This window comes from Arsenophonus endosymbiont of Aphis craccivora (assembly GCF_013460135.1).
Lineage (GTDB): Bacteria > Pseudomonadota > Gammaproteobacteria > Enterobacterales > Enterobacteriaceae > Arsenophonus > Arsenophonus nilaparvatae.
Genome location: NZ_CP038155.1, coordinates 149,456 through 168,576 on the forward strand (window position 1 = coordinate 149,456; position 19,121 = coordinate 168,576).

The 19,121-nt window shown below is 39.3% G+C and carries 17 protein-coding genes and 4 pseudogenes; 7 read left to right on the plus strand and 14 right to left on the minus strand.

The features are described 5' to 3' along the window. Nucleotides 1-65: 65 nt before the first annotated feature. Nucleotides 66-326 carry a YfhL family 4Fe-4S dicluster ferredoxin gene (locus E3U36_RS00760; RefSeq protein ID WP_180816780.1) on the plus strand — a complete coding sequence of 87 codons (261 nt, stop codon included), beginning with the start codon at nucleotides 66-68 and terminating at the stop codon, nucleotides 324-326. On the opposite strand, the gene acpS is transcribed toward E3U36_RS00760, so the two are convergent. The 11 genes from acpS to rpoE form a co-directional block, all read right to left on the minus strand. Continuing rightward, nucleotides 323-703 (minus strand): holo-ACP synthase, encoded by a 381-nt coding sequence (gene acpS, locus E3U36_RS00765; RefSeq protein WP_180816781.1) that lies wholly within the window; start codon nucleotides 701-703, stop codon nucleotides 323-325. The two genes, E3U36_RS00760 and acpS, sit on opposite strands and share 4 nt — an antisense overlap. After that, a complete protein-coding gene (pdxJ, locus tag E3U36_RS00770; RefSeq protein WP_180816782.1) occupies nucleotides 703-1,434 on the minus strand; it encodes a pyridoxine 5'-phosphate synthase in 732 nt (243 codons plus the stop codon). The genes acpS and pdxJ overlap by 1 nt, the downstream gene beginning before the upstream one ends. Nucleotides 1,435-1,521: 87 nt before the next feature. Continuing rightward, the gene (recO, locus tag E3U36_RS00775; protein WP_180816783.1) at nucleotides 1,522-2,235 is read right to left on the minus strand and encodes a DNA repair protein RecO; all 714 of its coding nucleotides are present in this window, start codon (nucleotides 2,233-2,235) and stop codon (nucleotides 1,522-1,524) included. Between the two features lie 11 nt (nucleotides 2,236-2,246). Next, nucleotides 2,247-3,155 (minus strand): GTPase Era, encoded by a 909-nt coding sequence (gene era, locus E3U36_RS00780; protein WP_180816784.1) that lies wholly within the window; start codon nucleotides 3,153-3,155, stop codon nucleotides 2,247-2,249. Next, on the minus strand, nucleotides 3,152-3,856 hold the full coding sequence (gene rnc, locus E3U36_RS00785) for a ribonuclease III (RefSeq protein WP_180816785.1): 705 nt from the start codon (nucleotides 3,854-3,856) through the stop codon (nucleotides 3,152-3,154). The genes era and rnc overlap by 4 nt, the downstream gene beginning before the upstream one ends. Before the next feature lie 199 nt (nucleotides 3,857-4,055). Further along, nucleotides 4,056-5,024, minus strand: coding sequence for a signal peptidase I (lepB, locus tag E3U36_RS00790; RefSeq protein ID WP_180816786.1), 969 nt, complete (start codon nucleotides 5,022-5,024; stop codon nucleotides 4,056-4,058). Between the two features lie 18 nt (nucleotides 5,025-5,042). Continuing rightward, entirely contained in the window at nucleotides 5,043-6,839 is a 1,797-nt protein-coding gene (gene lepA / locus E3U36_RS00795) for a translation elongation factor 4 (protein ID WP_180817475.1), read from the minus strand. 246 nt (nucleotides 6,840-7,085) lie between these two features. Further along, nucleotides 7,086-7,544 (minus strand): SoxR-reducing system protein RseC, encoded by a 459-nt coding sequence (rseC, locus tag E3U36_RS00800; RefSeq protein WP_180816787.1) that lies wholly within the window; start codon nucleotides 7,542-7,544, stop codon nucleotides 7,086-7,088. Further along, a complete protein-coding gene (gene rseB / locus E3U36_RS00805; RefSeq protein WP_180816788.1) occupies nucleotides 7,537-8,502 on the minus strand; it encodes a sigma-E factor regulatory protein RseB in 966 nt (321 codons plus the stop codon). The genes rseC and rseB overlap by 8 nt, the downstream gene beginning before the upstream one ends. Nucleotides 8,503-8,507: 5 nt before the next feature. Further along, nucleotides 8,508-9,134 (minus strand): anti-sigma-E factor RseA, encoded by a 627-nt coding sequence (gene rseA, locus E3U36_RS00810; RefSeq protein WP_180816789.1) that lies wholly within the window; start codon nucleotides 9,132-9,134, stop codon nucleotides 8,508-8,510. A gap of 34 nt (nucleotides 9,135-9,168) precedes the next feature. Next, nucleotides 9,169-9,744, minus strand: a complete 576-nt coding sequence (gene rpoE, locus E3U36_RS00815) for an RNA polymerase sigma factor RpoE (protein ID WP_180816790.1) — start codon at nucleotides 9,742-9,744, stop codon at nucleotides 9,169-9,171. Between the two features lie 251 nt (nucleotides 9,745-9,995). Here rpoE and nadB point away from each other — a divergent pair. Further along, nucleotides 9,996-11,335 (plus strand): annotated as a pseudogene (nadB, locus tag E3U36_RS00820) (L-aspartate oxidase); the annotation flags it as partial. Nucleotides 11,336-11,391: 56 nt separating this feature from the next. On the opposite strand, the pseudogene E3U36_RS00825 reads toward nadB, so the two are convergent. Next, nucleotides 11,392-12,331, minus strand: a pseudogene (locus tag E3U36_RS00825) (IS5 family transposase). Between the two features lie 75 nt (nucleotides 12,332-12,406). On the opposite strand from E3U36_RS00825, the pseudogene E3U36_RS00830 reads away from it, so the two are divergent. Both E3U36_RS00830 and srmB read left to right on the plus strand, forming a co-directional pair. Continuing rightward, a pseudogene (locus E3U36_RS00830) lies at nucleotides 12,407-12,667 on the plus strand (L-aspartate oxidase); the annotation flags it as partial. A gap of 175 nt (nucleotides 12,668-12,842) precedes the next feature. Then, nucleotides 12,843-14,171: an ATP-dependent RNA helicase SrmB gene (gene srmB, locus E3U36_RS00835; protein ID WP_180817476.1), complete on the plus strand. Its 1,329-nt coding sequence runs from the start codon at nucleotides 12,843-12,845 to the stop codon at nucleotides 14,169-14,171. Nucleotides 14,172-14,282: 111 nt separating this feature from the next. On the opposite strand, the gene grcA is transcribed toward srmB, so the two are convergent. Beyond that, nucleotides 14,283-14,663 (minus strand): autonomous glycyl radical cofactor GrcA, encoded by a 381-nt coding sequence (gene grcA / locus E3U36_RS00840; RefSeq protein WP_180817477.1) that lies wholly within the window; start codon nucleotides 14,661-14,663, stop codon nucleotides 14,283-14,285. A gap of 333 nt (nucleotides 14,664-14,996) precedes the next feature. On the opposite strand from grcA, the gene ung reads away from it, so the two are divergent. After that, on the plus strand, nucleotides 14,997-15,680 hold the full coding sequence (ung, locus tag E3U36_RS00845; RefSeq protein WP_180816791.1) for a uracil-DNA glycosylase: 684 nt from the start codon (nucleotides 14,997-14,999) through the stop codon (nucleotides 15,678-15,680). 38 nt (nucleotides 15,681-15,718) lie between these two features. Here the strand turns inward: ung and grpE are convergent, their stop codons facing one another. Further along, on the minus strand, nucleotides 15,719-16,327 hold the full coding sequence (gene grpE, locus E3U36_RS00850) for a nucleotide exchange factor GrpE (protein ID WP_180816792.1): 609 nt from the start codon (nucleotides 16,325-16,327) through the stop codon (nucleotides 15,719-15,721). A 107-nt stretch (nucleotides 16,328-16,434) separates the two neighbouring features. Here grpE and nadK point away from each other — a divergent pair, with 107 nt between their 5' ends. Together nadK and recN are read left to right on the plus strand one after the other, a co-directional pair. After that, on the plus strand, nucleotides 16,435-17,334 hold the full coding sequence (nadK, locus tag E3U36_RS00855) for an NAD(+) kinase (protein ID WP_180816793.1): 900 nt from the start codon (nucleotides 16,435-16,437) through the stop codon (nucleotides 17,332-17,334). Between the two features lie 86 nt (nucleotides 17,335-17,420). Next, nucleotides 17,421-19,053 (plus strand): annotated as a pseudogene (recN, locus tag E3U36_RS00860) (DNA repair protein RecN). The last annotated feature ends 68 nt before the right edge of the window (nucleotides 19,054-19,121 follow it).

Genomic DNA, 19,121 nt, shown 5'->3' on the forward strand with positions numbered 1-19,121 from the left:
AAGTAATGAATGGTTATCATACTTAAGTGATTGATATTTATTCAAATAAAGTATAAGGTACTGATATGTCTTTATTAATTACTCAACGCTGTATCAATTGTAATATGTGTGAACCAGAATGCCCAAATGAAGCGATTTTAATGGGAGAAGAATTTTACCAAATCAATCCCAATCTTTGCACTGAATGCATTGGCCACTATGATAAGCCAACTTGCCAATCTGTTTGTCCGATCAACAATACCATTTTAAAAGATCCTGATAATCCTGAAACAGAAGAACAATTATGGGATAAATTTGTCCTATTACATCATGCCGATAAAATTTAACTTTCCATAATCACAGTGGCACAAGCATAATTTTGTTCATCAGATAATGATACATGGATATGTTGTACACCTAAAGAATCAGCCAATATTTTTGCTTGTCCTAATAAATTAAGCCCTGGCTTACCTAATTGATCATGAAAAACTTCAAATTGATTAAGCGCTAAACCGTTTCTGATCCCCGTGCCTAAAGCTTTTGCTGCTGCTTCTTTGACCGCAAAACGCTTAGCCAAAAAACGGACTGGCTGAGAATGATGTTGATATTGTCGCCACTCTTGCGCGGACAATATACGCTTCGCCAGACGTTCCTCTAAACGCTTGATAATTTGCTCAATACGTACAATTTCAACCAGATCAGTACCTAATCCAATAATCGCCATTAACAACGCGCCTCACGAAGAATTTTCTTCATATCACTCACAGCTGTCGCCATGCCACTAAAGAGTGCTCGCCCAATAATCGCATGGCCAATATTAAGTTCATATATATCAGGCAATTGAGCAATACGTTGAACATTATGATAAGTTAACCCATGACCCGCATTGACCTTAAGTTTTTTTGCAGTGGCATAACTTATCGCCTGCTTGATACGTTTAAACTCTTCTTGCTGCTTTAACTCGCTCTTAGCATCAGCATAAGCACCAGTATGAATTTCAATAAAGGGAGCACCAATTTCCACTGCAGCATCAATTTGTTGTTCTTTAGCATCAATGAACAAAGAAACCATGATACCTGCTTCGGTTAATCGTTTGACCGCCGTTGCGACTAATGCTTGTTGCCCAACAACGTCAAGCCCACCTTCCGTCGTAATTTCTTTACGTCGCTCTGGTACCAAGCAGCAAAATTGAGGTTTGATCTGACAGGCAAAATTGACCATTTCATCCGTTATTGCCATCTCCAAATTCATCCGGGTTTGTAACGTCTGGCGAAGTAACTTAACGTCACGATCAGTAATATGACGGCGATCTTCACGCAAATGAACAGTGATCCCATCTGCCCCAGCTTGTTCAGCAAGAAATGCTGCATGTAGTGGATCAGGATATTGTGTTCCCCTCGCATTTCGCACCGTGGCAACATGATCAATATTAACGCCTAATAATAACTCTGCCATATTTAACTCCTGTTATCCATTTCATAGTTTGAATTTCGTTTATCAATGCAATCATAATATATTCAAAGAGGTTTTAATAACCTCGCTTCAACGCGTTTTAGGCAATATGACCTGGTAAAAAAGCTCACGGCTTTTTAATGGACTTCCGCCCAGATAAGGATTTAGCGCAATACGGGTAAAACGCTTGGCTGCTCTTAATGTATCGACATCAGGAAACTGACGATCGGCAAATGCCTTAAGCTGCTTACCGGTAAAACTTAAGTGATCAATAACCATACTGGCAATAAAACCTTTCTCTTCTCGATAACGGTAAGTCATGCTATCTGCCACCAGTTCACCACTACCGGCACAGTGTAAACAATCAACACCATAACCTAAATGAGATAGCAATGATAATTCAAAACGGCGCAATGCATGTTCCGGCGTATATTCACTACCAGCCAATACCTGCAAACAGGTCAGATATTCAAAAAATAGGGTTTGATAAGGGATATTTTGGGCTAAAACTCGCGAAAGCCATTCATTAACATATAGACCGCTATACAGTACGGTACCGGTAAATGGTAGCGCTAGAGAAAGAGGTTCTGCGCCACGCAACGTTTTCATTTCTCCCTTGCCTCCCCAACGGATCAGCAATGGTGTAAAAGGTTGTAAGCAGCCTTTTAAATTAGATCGACGGCTACGAGCACCTTTGGCTAATAGTCGAATACGGCCCTCATTTTCGGTGAAAAAATCTAACAGTAAACTCGTTTCACTATAAGGGAGAGTATGAAGTACAAATTCACGTTGCCAACCGTCCACGGAAACCCACCTTAATGAAGATCGTCCATATAGCCTAAACTACACAGTGCACGTTCATCATCAGCCCATCCGGCTTTAACTTTCACCCAAAGTTCAAGATGAACCTTAGTAGCAAAAAGTTTTTCCATATCCATCCGAGCTTCAATGCCAATTTTCTTAATTTTGCTACCTTTATTGCCAATAACCATTTTTTTCTGGCCATCTCTTTCAACCAAAATCAGGCCATGAATGTTATAGCCACCACGTTCATTTACCACAAATTGCTCAATTTTAACTGTGACCGAATAAGGGAGCTCATCGCCGAGAAAACGCATTAATTTCTCACGAATAATTTCACCAGCCATAAAACGTTGTGAGCGATCAGTGATATCGTCCGCGGGAAAATGATGTGCTGCTTCTGGCATATGTTGACGGACAATTGTAGTAATAATATCGATACCGGTACCTTTTTCTGCACTAATTGGCACAATATCCAGAAAATTCATTTGCTTGCTAAGAAATTCAATATGGGGCAGCAAACGGGTTTTATCCACTACATTATCAATTTTATTGATCACTAATAATACCGGACAAGGCAAATGACGCAGCTTATTTATTACCATCTCATCATCGCTTGTCCAATGTGTGCCTTCAACAACAAAAATAATCAGTTCCACATCACCAATTGAGCTACTTGCTGCCCGATTCATTAAACGATTTATTGCGCGCTTTTCTTCTACATGCAATCCTGGAGTATCGACATAAATTGTTTGATAATTACCTTCTGTCTCAATGCCCATGATGCGATGACGGGTTGTCTGTGGTTTACGTGAAGTAATAGAAATCTTTTGCCCTAGTAATTGGTTCAATAATGTTGATTTACCCACATTTGGGCGCCCTACAATGGCTACAAATCCACAATAGGTTTTCTGTTTGCTCATTCAAGCTCCAATATTTTTAATGCCTGTTCAGCTGCGGCTTGTTCAGCCTTACGACGACTTGAACCCACTCCTTCAACCGGTTCATTTATACCACTAACCTGACAATGAATAGTAAATTCCTGATCGTGCGCTTCACCGCGAACTTGAACTACCAAATAACTTGGTAAAGGTAAATGGCGTCCCTGTAAATACTCTTGTAAACGTGTTTTAGGATCTTTTTGTTTATCGCCGGGGCTAATTTCTATTAATCGAGTGTCATACCAAGCTAAAACAATTTGTTCAGTCGTTTGAATATCACTATCTAAAAAAATACTGCCAATTAACGCTTCGATAGTATCTGCTAATATTGATTCTCGACGAAAACCACCGCTTTTTAATTCACCTGGCCCTAAACGCAAACATTCTCCCAAATCAAACTCTCGTGCAAGCTCAGCCAGTGTATTACCCCTGACCAATGTTGCTCGCATACGACTCATATCGCCTTCATCAACCTTAGGAAAACGATGATAAAGATCATTGGCAATCACAAAACTAAGAATTGAATCGCCTAAAAACTCCAATCTCTCATTGTGACTACTACTGGCACTACGATGAGTGAACGCTTGCTTTAATAATTCAATTTGTTTAAAAGTATAGCCAAGCTTACGCTGTAGCTGTTTAATTTCTTGTCGCTCTGACCACTCAATTAAAGAAAAATTCATGTGCTACCAATTATTTCATTATCAAATTACAAAAAGCATACGCAACAGATCTGCAAAATAAATTTTTACAAAACTGTTGCGTTGGCAGGTTTCCTGATATCGTTCAAGAAACCATCATTTTTGATTATCGTGCTATATTCTATATCGATTACGATATAAATCAATTTAGCATTAATGATTAGTTTATCTCATGATTTTATTAGTTGATTCCACCAATACGACTTAAACGCACTCCAGTTGGCCATTCACCATCATGCTTATCAAGGCTAAACCAGATAATAACTGCACGCCCAACTAAATTTTCTTCTGGCACAAAACTCCACATACGACTATCTGCACTATTATCCCGATTATCTCCCATCATAAAATAGTGTTTAGGGGGAACAATCCATTCATTGTCTGGTAAACCGGGCTGTTGGTAACGTGACTGAGTATATACTTGTGGGATCACTAAGATTTCATGGCTAGTATCATCTAATTTTTCGATTCTTTCCGCTTGACGTAATGCGTTACTTGGTAATGGTTCGCCCAATGGAATTTGATAACTTCCTTTCTGACTTTCGACCATAGAGTCAATATTAAAAAATAAAGACCATTCACTCTCTTTTAATGAAGAATAGATAATTGGTAACGCTCGAACACAGTTTGAAATTGAACAATTCGGATATATACGTAACTCTTTTTGTTCAGGATCATACACAATTTTATCACCAGGTAGACCAATAACACGTTTAACAAAATCTACACTAGGATCCTTAGGATATTTAAATACCGCAATATCACCACGTTTAGGTTTTCCTGTTTCCAATAATGTCGTTTGGGTAACAGGATCTTTTAATCCATAAGCAAACTTTTCTACTAGTATAAAATCACCGACCAATAAGGTAGGCATCATTGAACCTGACGGGATTTGAAATGGCTCATAAATAAACGAACGTATCACTAATACAATCGCTAATATCGGAAAAATAGATGAACAAGTATCAACCCATGATTGTTTATGAATACTTTCAGCTAAATGCGTATGCTTTACGCTTCCGTCAGTAACTTTTTGCTGCTGCGCCATTTTCTTATTACGAGCAGGTGCTAATTTAAAACGATCAATACCCCAGATAATCCCTGTAATCAAGGTCGCCAGCGTCAAGATCAAAGAAAAAGTGTTAGCCATTATGACTCCTTACAACGGTTAGTTATCTTTACCTACGTGAAGAATAGCAAGGAACGCTTCCTGTGGTAGTTCAACATTACCAACCTGCTTCATACGTTTCTTACCTTCTTTCTGTTGCTGTAGTAATTTTTTCTTACGGCTAACATCACCACCATAACATTTAGCTAATACATTTTTACGTAATTGTTTCACCGTTGAACGCGCTATAATATGGGTACCAATTGCAGCCTGGATTGCAATATCAAACTGTTGGCGCGGGATCAGATCTTTCATTTTATCAACTAGCTCACGACTACGATATGGTGCATTTGCACGATGGGTAATCAAGGCTAAGGCATCCACTCTTTCACCATTAATTAACACATCTACACGCACCATATCAGCCGCCTGGAAGCGGACAAAGCCATAATCCAATGAAGCATATCCTCGAGAAGTAGACTTCAAGCGATCAAAGAAATCTAACACCACCTCAGCCATAGGAATTTCATAGGTTAATGCGACCTGATTACCATGGTAAACCATATTAGTCTGAACACCGCGTTTTTCTACGCAGAGCGTAATAACATTACCAAGATATTCCTTAGGCATTAGCATGTTACATTCTGCAATTGGTTCGCGTAATTCATTTATATTATTAAGTGCTGGTAATTTAGAGGGACTATCAACATAGATGACATCACCATTTGTTAACTCAACTTCATAAATAACTGTAGGCGCGGTTGTAATAATATCCAAATCATATTCACGTTCCAAACGCTCCTGGATAATCTCCATATGAAGTAGGCCAAGGAAACCACACCGAAATCCAAAACCTAATGCAGTTGAACTCTCTGGTTCATAAAATAACGAAGCATCATTCAAGCTTAATTTAGCTAAAGCGTCACGAAATGCTTCATAATCATCAGAGCTAACGGGGAATAAACCGGCGTAAACCTGCGGTTTTACTTTTTTAAAACCAGGCAACGCCTGTATTGCAGAATGACGAGCGCCAGTTAATGTATCGCCAACCGGCGCGCCGTGAATATCTTTTATGGCACAGACCAGCCAACCGACTTCACCACAATTTAGTTGTTGACGATCAATTCGTTTGGGTGTGAAAATTCCTAAGCGATCAACATTATAAAGTTGGCCAGAGCTCATCACTTTAATTTTATCACCTTTACAAAGCGTACCATTTTTAATCCGTACCAGCGAAACAACACCTAAATAATTATCAAACCACGAATCAATAATTAATGCCTGCAAAGGCGCTGCCGGATCACCTTCTGGTGTTGGGATCTCGTTAACTAGCCGCTCAATTACGTCTTGTACCCCTAATCCTGTTTTTGCTGAGCATCGAACAGCATCATGAGCATCGATGCCAACAATATCTTCAATTTCTTCAGCTACCCGATCAGGCTCTGCCGCAGGTAAATCGATTTTATTAAGTACAGGAACAACTTCTAAATCCATTTCAATAGCAGTATAGCAATTAGCAAGGGTTTGCGCTTCAACACCTTGCCCTGCATCAACAACCAGTAATGCCCCTTCACAAGCAGCTAATGAACGGGATACTTCATAAGAGAAGTCAACATGGCCAGGTGTATCAATAAAATTAAGCTGATAGGTTTCACCATCACTGGCTTTATAATTCAGGGTAACACTCTGCGCTTTTATTGTGATCCCTCGTTCCCGCTCCAAATCCATAGAATCTAATACCTGGGCTGCCATTTCACGATCAGAAAGACCACCACAGATCTGGATAATACGATCCGACAGAGTTGATTTACCATGATCAATGTGAGCGATGATGGAAAAATTTCTTATATGTTTGATTTTCAAGGTTATATCTTCTTCTAAATGGCCTTATAAAATCAGTTTTAGCGATAGCTTAGCCCTACAAAGCTAAAACTAATAAAAGCTGTTATAACAATCTTGGGAATGCATTTTACATATAAGCGACAAACAACTCAAAGAATCATTGATAATGAAAAAGTCGTTTTTATGAATAAGGCGGTTATAGGCATAGATTAGTGACGATATGTAATTACTAATGATAGGCAGTTAGGCTTACTATGTCATTCATACTTGCTGTTTTAATTCATCAGGCGGTAAACCTATTTGTAAAATGATCGGTTGATATAGCGTCTCTTTTTCCCAATAATGCGCAATTTTTTTTGCCAGAAAAAAGCCAACACAGCCACCAATAACTGCACCTAAAAAGATAATAAATTGATTTAAAAAAAGAAATTGCATAACCCCACTGCCGATAAAAAGGCCAAGTAATGGGGTAAGGTAAACAAGCATTGCTGAACGTAATAAACTGGCTTCAGGGATCCCGACTTCAATTTTCTGACCAACTATCAGAGGCTGACTGACCTCAAGTTCTAATTGATACTCAGTTTTCGGTCCTATTTTATTGAGAATATAAGATCCGCAAGTTGAGCGAACAGCACAACTACCACAACCGGAATTAGAACCATATAGCAACACAGCTCGACCATTATGCCAATACACAACCGTTGCCCACTCTTTAACCATTACTAGCCTCTTTAAAACTAACATTAGCTGCAATCTGGCTAGCGGTTAACAATGGTAACTGGCCAATAACCGTCACTTCGTATTGTCCTTTTATCACCGTATAAATAGTTAAACCACCTTTACGAAATGGTTTTTCACTAAGTTGATGCTCACCTGCTTTAGTAACATGAATAGAAAAACTAAATAACCCATCACTAAATAACATGGCCTCTAAAGATTCATTAGCAGCAATCTCTTTACAACTACGTGAAATTTCTTCAAATCCCAACGGCAGTTGGTTTATTTGCCAGTTAAATCGCTTAGTGATCGATTTGGGGATAAGTAATAAGGGAGGCATATTCAACGATGCGATCACATGCATTGATTTCAGCAACGCTTGACTATTAAAAGCCACAGAGACAAATCTAAATTGCTCTAATATTTCATTCTGACTATCTAAAAGATCAATGCGCAATGGTAACTTGCTTTTTTCATCAATTAATAAGATATAGCTAAAACGTGAATTATCTTTCGGTATAACACGAATAACCTGACAGCTTATATCACCAATATGTGTTCTGCCTAACTTAATGAAATTATAATAGGATTGCAGTTTAATAAAATTAGCAAAAACTACCGACGGCAAATAATCAACGATATAAGCGCCCTCTAAGCTAAAAGAATCAAATCCTGGCTCAAAGTAGCTAACTTGATTACCTTTCTGAATAATTTCACGACGAGAATTATCCCTCTGCATCATTTGAGCAATTGGTTGATTGTCAATAATGACATGACAGTATCTGATCGGCGTTATACCTTGTGGATTGACAATAATAAATGATAATTCGTAGGGTAAAGACTTTACTGCATTACCCATATCAGTTAATAAAGTTTCAGCCGATAATTCTTTCGCATAGGAATGTAAAGGCAACAATAAACCGCCCAGCAAAAAAAAGAGGGCGGATAACCAATGCTTCATTACTACTATTCTGCTCCTGAGTAAGATTTTTCTGCTACTGGTGAAGATGATGTTACACTTTGATTCAGCATTGAACGACGCTCAAGCTCATATTGTTGTAACATCAGACCAAGTCGGCGATTACGTTGTTCTAGCTGCTCGGTTTGTGGATGAGCAAACAATTGATCATTAGATACATTTAAACTCACAGGCGACGCAGCCCCCATGATAGGTACCGTATTAAATATGGGTGAGTCAGATTTGACATCAGTTTCTATGCTAGACGTATTATAATTCTGAACACCTGCAATAACAGCTACGGCAACGCTCGCTGCGACACCAACTTGCGTCATCTGGTTAGCCCAAGGGCGAAGCTTACGCCAAAAAGGCATTAAACACCAGCTAGCAGGTACAGGTTGTGACTCCGGTATTGCATTAGGCGCAATTTGGATAGGCTCACTTGCCAGCGCCTGCTCTACTTTGTCGGTAATATCAAGATGGATAACTTCATTGATATCGCCTCTCAAACTGTCGCGGATAAGATGGTAGCTCTCCCATCGTTTCTGTAACGAAACATCTTGTAAAATGGTATGGATCAATTCTGAATCAAAGATCTCTCCATCCATTAAAGCGGAAAGTCTCTCTCTATGCATGCCAAAGTACCCTTCAGTAAAATGTGCACCACATTTAATTTCGTATTAGCGGTTGCACTTTATTATCAATAGCTTCTCTTGCTCGAAAAATGCGCGAACGAACTGTACCAACAGGACAATCCATAATAAGCGCTATCTCCTCATAACTTAGTCCATCTAACTCCCTAAGCGTAATTGCCAGACGTAAATCTTCAGGAAGTGACTCTATAGTCCGAAAGACTACTTTTCTCAATTCTTCTGACAACATTAAATTCTCAGGGTTCGAAATTTCTTTTAATGCATTAGACGCCTCAAAATTCTCTGCATTAACTACATCCAAATCATTCGATGGCGGTCGACGTCCTTGGGATATAAGATAATTTTTTGCTGTATTTACAGATATCCGGTAAATCCAAGTATAAAATGCGCTTTCACCACGAAATGAACTGATAGCGCGATAAGCTTTAATAAATGCCTCTTGAGCTACATCCGGTACATCTCCCTGCGGCACATAACGAGAAACAAGGCTCACAACTTTATTCTGGTATCTAATAACCAGTAAATTAAAAGCTTTTTTATCCCCTTTTTGTACCCGTTCAACCAGCACCTGGTCTGTTAACTGCTCGCTCATTCGAGGTCACTTCTCACGAAAATAAGCCTCATATTTTCCTTATTTGAACCCGCCATGTTTTCTCTCATTTGTAAGCAAGCATTTTTTTGAGTAACAAAAACTCGCAAAGTTCCAGTCAATTTAAATTATTTATATTTAATCTAAGCTAAACCATAAGAAAAGTTCTTTCAAGGCCATCGTATTTACTCTAAATAAAAGAATAGGCTAACATGGTAATTTATTCTATTCCGAAACCTTAGTAATAAAATATTATGCCATCAACACAACATTATACGGATATTTTAATCATTGGTAGTGGCATCGCCGGTCTGTCGTTAGCACTTCGATTAGCGCCAACCAAATAACGATACTTAGTAAAAACATTTCAACTGAAGGCGCATCTTACTATGCTCAAGGTGGAATTGCAGCGGTTTTTGATCAAACCGATAGTATAGAAGCCCACGTTAATGATACTTTAATTGCCGGCGCCGGGCTGTGTGATAAAAAAACCGTTGAATTTGTCGCTTGCAATGCCCGCCATTCTGTCCAATGGCTTATCAATCAAGGTGTTTTATTTGATAAAGAGCTAAATTTGGCCGGTAAAGAACAATATCATCTTGCAAAAGAAGGTGGCCATAGCCATCGCCGTATTCTTCATCATGCCGATGCAACAGGCAAGCAAGTAGAAACCACCTTGGTTGAAAAAGCCATCAAACATCCGAATATCACGATTAAGGAGCAGCATAACGCGATCGATTTGATCCACTCAGATAAAGATCCAACAACAATTATCGGTGCTTACATTTGGGATCTCAATCAACAACAAATCGTTATTTGCCATGCAAAAGTGACAGTTTTAGCAACCGGAGGAGCCGCAAAAGTATATCAATATACTACCAATCCTGACATTTCATCAGGTGATGGAATTGCTATGGCCTGGCGAGCCGGTTGTCGTGTAGACAATCTTGAATTTAATCAGTTTCATCCGACTTGTCTTTATCATCCTCAAGCGCGCAATTTTCTACTAACTGAAGCGTTACGAGGTGAAGGTGCCTATCTGAAGCGACCTGATGGCAGCCGCTTTATGCCTGATTTTGATAAAAGAGCGGAACTTGCCCCTCGTGATATAGTTGCCCGGGCCATTGATCATGAAATGAAACGCTTGGGGGCAGATTGTATGTTTCTTGATATTAGCCATCAGCCGGCAAGCGAGATAAAACGACATTTTCCAACTATCTATCATAAATTAGCCACATTAGGTATCGACATTACCAATGAGCAAATTCCGATTGTACTGGCGGCGCATTATACATGCGGTGGTGTTATGGTGGATCATTATGGTCAAACCGATCTTCGACACCTATATGCTATTGGTGAAGTCAGTTATACCGGGTTACATGGCGCCAACCGACTAGCATCCAATTCATTATTATAGTGTCTCGTCTATGGATGGTCTGCGGCAAAACAGATAAAACGACATATCGAACAAATTGATATGCCATCTACACTAGCCAAATGGAATGAAAATCAATGTCATAATTTAGATGAACAAGTTGTTATTCAACATAACTGGCATGAGTTAAGACTGTTCATGTGGGATTATATGGGAATAGGCTTTGTTGAATAAATCAGAATTAGCCGCCAGGATGGCTCCCTCTGCTACAGCTGTTATCCGATCCTGACGCTGTGTGGCATACCCAACAACGTCATACGGTTCAGCGCTTTGACCATCGCCATTGCTTCACCTACCTGAGCCTCATAGTCACGCAGCCTCAGATGGCCACCCAGCAAAGTTTTTATGCGGAACATCGCTTATGCGGAACATCGCTGTTTCTGCCACTGAACGCCGGTGATAACCCACTTTCTTTTTCCACATATCATTACTCCTGCTCAGACGCTGATTCGCCACCGCATGGTTACGTTCATGGTACTTGTCCGGCCAGTATTTCGCTCCGCTTCGCGGCGGGATAAGGGGCCTGATTTTCTTTCTTAGCAACGCATCGTGGTAGTAACAGGCGTCATAAGCACCGTCTGCTGACACTTCCCTGATTTTCCGGTGGGTTTGGTTAATCAGGCCCGGCAGTGCCTGCGCATCTGTCGTTCCGCTGAGCGATAAGTCGGCACAGATAATCTCATGAGTCACACTGTCTGCTGCCAGATGAAGCTTGCGCCACACTCTTCGTCTGTCAGCCCCATGCTGCCTGACTTTCCATTCACCTTCGCCAAAGACCTTCAGACCGGTACTGTCGATGACCAGATGCGAGATTTCACCACGCGTTGGCGTTTTTATGCTGATGTTGACGCTCTTTGCTCGTCTGCTGACCAGCGAGTAGTCCGGACAGCACAGCGGCAAAGACATGAGTTTAAAAATCGAATCAACGAAGCCCTGTAATGCCCGGAGCGACAGGTTAAACACACGCTTCATCATCAGGACAGTGGTAACAGCCATATCGCTGTAGTAAAGCGGCCGGCCACGACCTTCAGGCGAAGAACTGTCAGTCCATCCAGCGATGGCCGACTCATCAAGCCAGACCGTCAGGGAACCGCGTTGTCTGAGTGCCTTGTTGTACGCGGGCCAGTTGGTAATTTTAAACTTTTGCTTTGCCATGGGGACCTGATGTTGAAACGAATTTAGCGATCAGCTCCGCCAATCACCTAAAAGTTCGATTTATTCAACAAAGCCATGGGAATTGTTAGAACGACCAAACGACTGACCCGCGCATTGCGGCGCATCCATTTACTACAACAAGAAATAGAGGAATACTATTCAAATTTCCGTTTATCAAATAATTTATTGGAACTGCGTAACCTTGTGCAAGTAGCTGAATTGATGATCCGCTGTGCGCTTGATCGTAAAGAGAGCCGTGGATTACATTACACATTAGATTATCCGCAACAGCAACCAGATGCTAAACCGACTATTTTGACCCCATCAACTAAATAACTAGTGAGGGGAATATAATTAACCCTCTTTCATATATGAAGGAGAAAATGCGACCAAATTGCCATTAATTACTAATAATTATTTATATCATCACTCAAACATTCAACAAAACATTTTAATAGATGAACAATTTGGCCGTTCTGTTTATAATCCATTGCCTAACCAGAGGTATACAATGACTGCCACCACATTTTCTGAACTTGAGTTAGACCAAAGTCTTCTCAATGCACTGGATGATAAAGGCTATGACCGCCCGACAGCCATTCAGCTTACAACTATCCCTGCCGCTATGGAAGGACGCGATATTTTAGGTTCATCGCCTACAGGAACAGGAAAAACTGCCGCTTACTTACTGCCGGTGATCCAACATTTACTTGATTTTCCACGTAAACGATCTGGGCCACCGCGTATTCTCATATTAGCGCCAACCCGTGAACTGGCAATGCAAGTAGCTGAACAAGCAAAAGAATTAGCCAAATACACCCATCTTGATATCGCAACCATTACTGGCGGGGTATCTTATATTAACCACGCTGAAATTTTTAGTGAAAACCAAGATATTGTGGTCGCAACCACAGGCCGCTTACTACAGTATATTAAAGAAGAAAATTTTGATTGTCGGGCGATCGAAACGTTAATTTTAGATGAAGCTGATCGAATGCTTGATATGCGATTTGCCAACGACATTGAAACCATTGCCGGTGAAACACGCTGGCGCAAACAAACTATGCTATTTTCAGCAACACTAGCGGGTGATGTCATTCACGATTTTGCTAATCGATTACTAAATAATCCTTATGAAATTGATGCTGATCCTTCAAGGCGTGAACGAAAAAAGATCCAACAATACTATTATCGCGCTGATAACCTCGAACATAAAACTGCGCTACTTTGCCATCTGTTAAAACAACCTGATGCTACTAAATCTATTATCTTTGTCCGTAAACGCGAAAGAGCACATGAGTTAGTTCAATGGTTACAGCAATCCAAAATAAAAACCTGGTTACTTGAAGGAGAAATGGTTCAAGCAAAACGGACTGAAGCGGTTAAACGCCTAAATAGTGGGCAAATTAACGTCTTAGTCGCGACCGATGTTGCCTCACGTGGCCTTGATATTGACGATATTAGTCACGTATTCAATTTCGACTTACCGCATACTGCTGATGTTTATCTGCATCGAATTGGTAGAACCGCACGCGCGGGACGAAAAGGAATTGCAATTAGCTTAGTAGAAGCCCATGATCAACCGCTATTAGGTAAAATCAACCGTTATCTTAAAGAACCATTAAAAATACGCGTCATCAATAGCCTTCGGCCTACCACCAAAGCGCCGGCTGAAGGTTCACTACGTAAACCCAAACCGTCGAAAAAAATCCAGCTAAAACGACAAGAAAAGAAAAAAATTGACCAACAAAAAAAGAAAAAAACCAAAGAACGCCATCGCGACAGTAAAAATATTGGCAAACGTCGTCGACCATCAGTAAAGCAAACTGATAACAAATAATAAATATTTAAACTATTTATTGATTGATTTGGTAAAATAACAAAAATTAATAGCCTGATAAGATTATCCGGCTATTAATTATCAATAAATTAATTGAGTGCTATTTTATTATCAACTTTGTGTAAAAGTACGCGTAATAACATCGCGTTGCTGCTCAGGTGTTAAAGAATTAAAACGCACCGCATAGCCTGAAACACGAATGGTCAATTGAGGATATTTTTCTTGGTTTTCAATCGCATCTTCTAATTTTTCCCGAGTCAGAACATTAACATTTACATGTTGTCCGCCTTCTACTGACACCTGAGGCTTAACCTCAAGGGGAATTTCGCGATATTCAAACGAACCTAACAACTCCTTGGCAACAATTTGTCCTTCATTAAAATCAGTTTTAGCGCAAATACAGCTAGCTTCATTTTTTTCATCGTCTAATAACCAAAAGGGATTTAATAGTGCTGTATTAGCTGCCTTAGTAATCTGAATTCCAATAACCATGTCGACCTCCAAATTCGAACAAGATTGAAATAACAATTTGAAATTATTTTCAAATTGGCTATTTGCTATAACCATTATTTCTATAAAATATATATCAATTAAATATCAGCAATTCATTGACATTAATCAATAATTTCAAAGCGTTATTAATAATATTATCGACAGGTTACTGTTTTAAATCAATTTTTCATTTAAAAAAATTATAATTTTTAGAAAATATTTTTAATATAAAAATATATAATGAAAAATAAGCGATTTCCTTTTTAAAATTTACCTCATATAACGTAGATGTTAAGTTAAACATGATATTAATCAAAACCTAAAGGAATGGTTATGCCCTCTTTGCCAAGCTGGCACGATGTCATCGGCCTAGAAAAAGAACAAGATTACTTCCGTAACACCCTGGCTTATGTTGCCAAAGCACGTCAACATAGCACAACAATCTATCCACCACAAAAAGATGTCTTCAACGCTTTCCGTTACACCGAACTCAGCGAAGTAAAAGTTGTGATCCTAGGACAAGATCCATACCATGGACCGAATCAAGCGCACGGACTCTCGTTTTCAGTTCGGCCAGGTATTCCTGCACCGCCTTCACTGGTTAATATGTACAAAGAATTGGCAAAAGACATTGCCGATTTCCAATACCCCAATCATGGTTATCTCGTCAGTTGGGCACAACAAGGGGTATTATTATTAAACACGGTTTTAACCGTTGAACAAGGCAAAGCTCATTCTCACGCCCATCTTGGCTGGGAAACATTTACGGATAAGGTTATAGCGGCAATTAATCAACACCGTGCTGGCGTGGTTTTTTTATTGTGGGGATCTCATGCGCAGAAAAAAGGCCAATTTATCGATAACCAAAAACATTTTGTGCTTAAAGCGCCCCATCCTTCACCACTCTCGGCCCATAGAGGTTTCTTTGGATGCAGACATTTTTCCAAAACCAATGAAATACTCATAAAACAAGGATTAAGCCCGATAGACTGGACACCTTTCATTCCAGAACAATAAACTAAATGCCACCACCATATGGGTGGCATTATTTCAGTTTATTTTGCTTTTGACACAATCACCATCGCCGGGCGTAGTAAGCGACCGTTTAAAGTATAACCTTTCTGAATAACATCAATAACTTGATTAGGTTCATGTTCTTCTGAATCGATCATGGTCATGGCTTGATGCAGTTCTGGATTGAAAGCAACATTCTTCTCGGCTACCACCTGAATACCGTATTTGCCAACAGTATCTAAAAAAGATTTTAAAGTTAATTCAAGTCCTTCAAGCATTGACATCGATTCAGAATTTTCCCGATTAACAAGTTCGATTGCTCTTTCCAAATTATCAATAACGGGTAACAACTCATTGGCAAACCTCTCTAGGGCAAACTTGTGTGCTTTTTCAACATCTTGCTCAGTACGGCGGCGAATATTTTCCACTTCAGCCTTAGCGCGTAGCAAAGCTTCACGCTCACGTTTTTGCGCTTCAAGCAATTGCTGCTCTAATTCAGTAATGAGTGGATCAATTAATACTTCTTCAGTAGAACTCACTGGTTGTTCGGTATCAATTGCTTGTTCTTTTGCCTCATTTTTTTGTGATTTTTTTAATTCTTTTTGTTTAGAGGCTTGCTCATCATGCAATTTATGATCTTTACTACTCATGAGTATCTCCACATTCTTTTTAGCATTAATCCAGATTATTAGCTTATTATGGGGATAAAAGTTTGGGATTCAAGAGAACACGCCAACTTGATAAGAGGAAATAAACCATGCTGACCGGAAAAGCAGCAAAAAAGACATTATTTGAATATATTGGCATTGTTGGTCATCCTCGACATCCAGAGGCATTGGCAACTCATGAACAACTTTATAATTGGCTTCGAGCGCAAAAATATAAAGTTATTGTTGAACGACAAATTGCTCAACAGCTTACACTCAAAAATGCCACCATTGGTGGATTAACAGAAATTGGTAAAACAGCTGATTTAATTATTGTTGTTGGCGGTGACGGTAATATGCTTGGCGCTGCTCGTGTTCTATCACGCTATGAAAATAAAGTTATTGGCATCAATCGCGGTAACCTTGGTTTTTTAACTGATCTTGGGCCAGATAACGCGCTACAACAGCTAACAGAAGTATTAGTTGGCCATTTCTATGAAGAACAACGCTTCTTACTGGAAACTCAAATCAGCAAAAAAAATCACAAACCTCGCATTAGTACGGCAATTAATGAGGTAATTTTACACCCCGGCAAAGTGGCTCACATGATTGAATTTGAAGTTTATATTGATGATCGCTTTGCCTTTTCACAACGTTCCGATGGACTAATTATTACTACACCAACTGGCTCAACCGCTTATTCACTCTCTGCCGGTGGCCCGATACTAACTACAAATCTAGAGGCTATCGCGCTAGTCCCTATGTTCCCTCACACCCTCTCATCGCGTCCATTAGTCATCAGCAGCGATAGTAGTATTAAATTAAAATTTAGACAAAAAAACATCAATTATGAAATCAGCTGTGACAGCCAAATTATTTTACCTATCCAAGATGATGATGAAGTATTAATCAAACGAAGTAATAAAAAACTTAATCTCATCCACCCAAAAGATTATAATTATTTCAATACATTAAGTTCAAAATTAGGCTGGTCAAAGAAAACCTTTTGATTTTTTTTAATTACTACTTTACTGTATAAAAAACCAGTTTATACTGTATTTATTAACAGTTGTGTTTTTACATACAGGAGAAACACATGCTTATTCAATTAACCATCAATAATTTTGCCATTGTCCGCAAACTAGAAATTGATTTTCATCCTGGTATGAGTGCTATTACCGGTGAAACAGGGGCTGGCAAATCAATTGCAATTGATGCATTAGGTTTATGTTTAGGCAACCGAGCGGATACCAATATTGTTCGCCCTGGTGCTTCTCGTACCGATATCTGTGCCTATTTTTCTCTTACTGATACTCCTTCAGCGCAAGAGTGGCTTAAAAATTATCAGTTAGATAACCATAATGAATGCTTGCTACGCAGAACCATCACTGCTGATGGACGATCACGTGGTTTTATTAACGGCACAGCGGTTCCCTTATCACAATTGCGCGAACTAGGGACGTTACTTATTCAAATAAATGGCCAGCACGCTCACCAATTATTATTAGATAATCAGCATCAAAAATTTCTGTTGGATACTTACGCTAACCAAACCACTCTCTTGGCTGAAATGAAATCGGCCTGGAAAAATTGGCATCAAAGTTGCCAAGAACTAACGAAATTTCAACAACAAGCAACTGAACGCCTGTCGCGCAAACAACTTATTGAATATCATCTTAAAGAATTGGGTGAATTGATACCACAAGCTGATGAATATCAAAAATTAGAGCAAGAGTATAAACAGCTAGCAAATCGTGAACAATTTCTTTCCTTAAGTCAAAATGCATTACAAATTCTTAATGACAATGAGGAACAAAATATTATCAGTATGCTAAATCATGCAAAGCAAGAAATTAATGAGCTTGTTTCTGTTAGTAATCAATTCAGTCATTTACTTGATATTCTTGAAGAGGCATCGATCCAAATTAATGAAGTGAGTAATGAATTGCGTCATTATGGTTATCGAACGGAGCTAGATCCTAGCCAAATATGTCAATTTAGCCCGTAAACATCGGGTTGCGCCCGAATTATTGTTTTAATTACACCAACAACTACTGTCAGAACAAGAAAAACTAAATCAGCAGCAAGATGATTGTGACCACTTAACTAGTCAGGTCGAAGTTCAACATCAATATGCATTAGAAATAGCCGGCAAACTCCACCAAATACGACAACAATATGCCAGTGAATTAAGTCAATTAATCACCAACAGTATGCACCAACTTTCAATGCCTCATGGCTATTTTACGGTTGATGTAAATTTTAATCCTGAACATTTACAAATTGATGGAGCAATCCAAGTCGAGTTCAACGTGACAACCAATCCTGGGCAACCACATCAAGCATTAATAAAAATTGCTTCAGGTGGAGAACTATCACGCATCGCGCTGGCCATACAAGTCATTACAGCCCAAAAAATGGATACTCCCGCACTTATTTTTGATGAAGTTGATGTGGGTATCAGCGGTGCTACCGCCGCGGTGGTTGGAAAATTGTTACGTGAATTAGGCAATTCAACTCAAGTTATGTGTGTTACCCATTTACCTCAAGTTGCAGCCTGTGGACATCACCATTTTTATGTGAGTAAACAGACCAATGGCTGTGAAACAGAAACACAAATGCAATTATTAGATAAAAAAACTCGCTTACAAGAAATCGCCCGTTTACTGGGTGGTAGTGAAGTAACAAAAAACATCCTGGCTAGCGAAAAAGATCTACTTGCTGCTTAAAAACATCCTCAACTTTATTGTATAGTATAGGTCATAGAAAAATGAGGAAAGGTTTTCAATTTCATCAA

What these genes read in the sequence shown, in the direction of transcription:
- rnc (WP_180816785.1), bottom strand. Translation starts at nt 3,856, where the DNA reads ATGAATTTTTCTTTAATTGAGTGGTCAGAGCGACAAGAAATTAAACAG.
- rpoE (WP_180816790.1), bottom strand. Translation starts at nt 9,744, where the DNA reads ATGAGCGAGCAGTTAACAGACCAGGTGCTGGTTGAACGGGTACAAAAA.
- lepB (WP_180816786.1), bottom strand. Translation starts at nt 5,024, where the DNA reads ATGGCTAACACTTTTTCTTTGATCTTGACGCTGGCGACCTTGATTACA.
- ung (WP_180816791.1), top strand. Translation starts at nt 14,997, where the DNA reads ATGCCCTCTTTGCCAAGCTGGCACGATGTCATCGGCCTAGAAAAAGAA.
- grpE (WP_180816792.1), bottom strand. Translation starts at nt 16,327, where the DNA reads ATGAGTAGTAAAGATCATAAATTGCATGATGAGCAAGCCTCTAAACAA.
- rseC (WP_180816787.1), bottom strand. Translation starts at nt 7,544, where the DNA reads ATGGTTAAAGAGTGGGCAACGGTTGTGTATTGGCATAATGGTCGAGCT.
- nadK (WP_180816793.1), top strand. Translation starts at nt 16,435, where the DNA reads ATGCTGACCGGAAAAGCAGCAAAAAAGACATTATTTGAATATATTGGC.
- rseB (WP_180816788.1), bottom strand. Translation starts at nt 8,502, where the DNA reads ATGAAGCATTGGTTATCCGCCCTCTTTTTTTTGCTGGGCGGTTTATTG.
- grcA (WP_180817477.1), bottom strand. Translation starts at nt 14,663, where the DNA reads ATGGTTATTGGAATTCAGATTACTAAGGCAGCTAATACAGCACTATTA.
- pdxJ (WP_180816782.1), bottom strand. Translation starts at nt 1,434, where the DNA reads ATGGCAGAGTTATTATTAGGCGTTAATATTGATCATGTTGCCACGGTG.
- era (WP_180816784.1), bottom strand. Translation starts at nt 3,155, where the DNA reads ATGAGCAAACAGAAAACCTATTGTGGATTTGTAGCCATTGTAGGGCGC.
- acpS (WP_180816781.1), bottom strand. Translation starts at nt 703, where the DNA reads ATGGCGATTATTGGATTAGGTACTGATCTGGTTGAAATTGTACGTATT.
- srmB (WP_180817476.1), top strand. Translation starts at nt 12,843, where the DNA reads ATGACTGCCACCACATTTTCTGAACTTGAGTTAGACCAAAGTCTTCTC.
- rseA (WP_180816789.1), bottom strand. Translation starts at nt 9,134, where the DNA reads ATGCATAGAGAGAGACTTTCCGCTTTAATGGATGGAGAGATCTTTGAT.
- E3U36_RS00760 (WP_180816780.1), top strand. Translation starts at nt 66, where the DNA reads ATGTCTTTATTAATTACTCAACGCTGTATCAATTGTAATATGTGTGAA.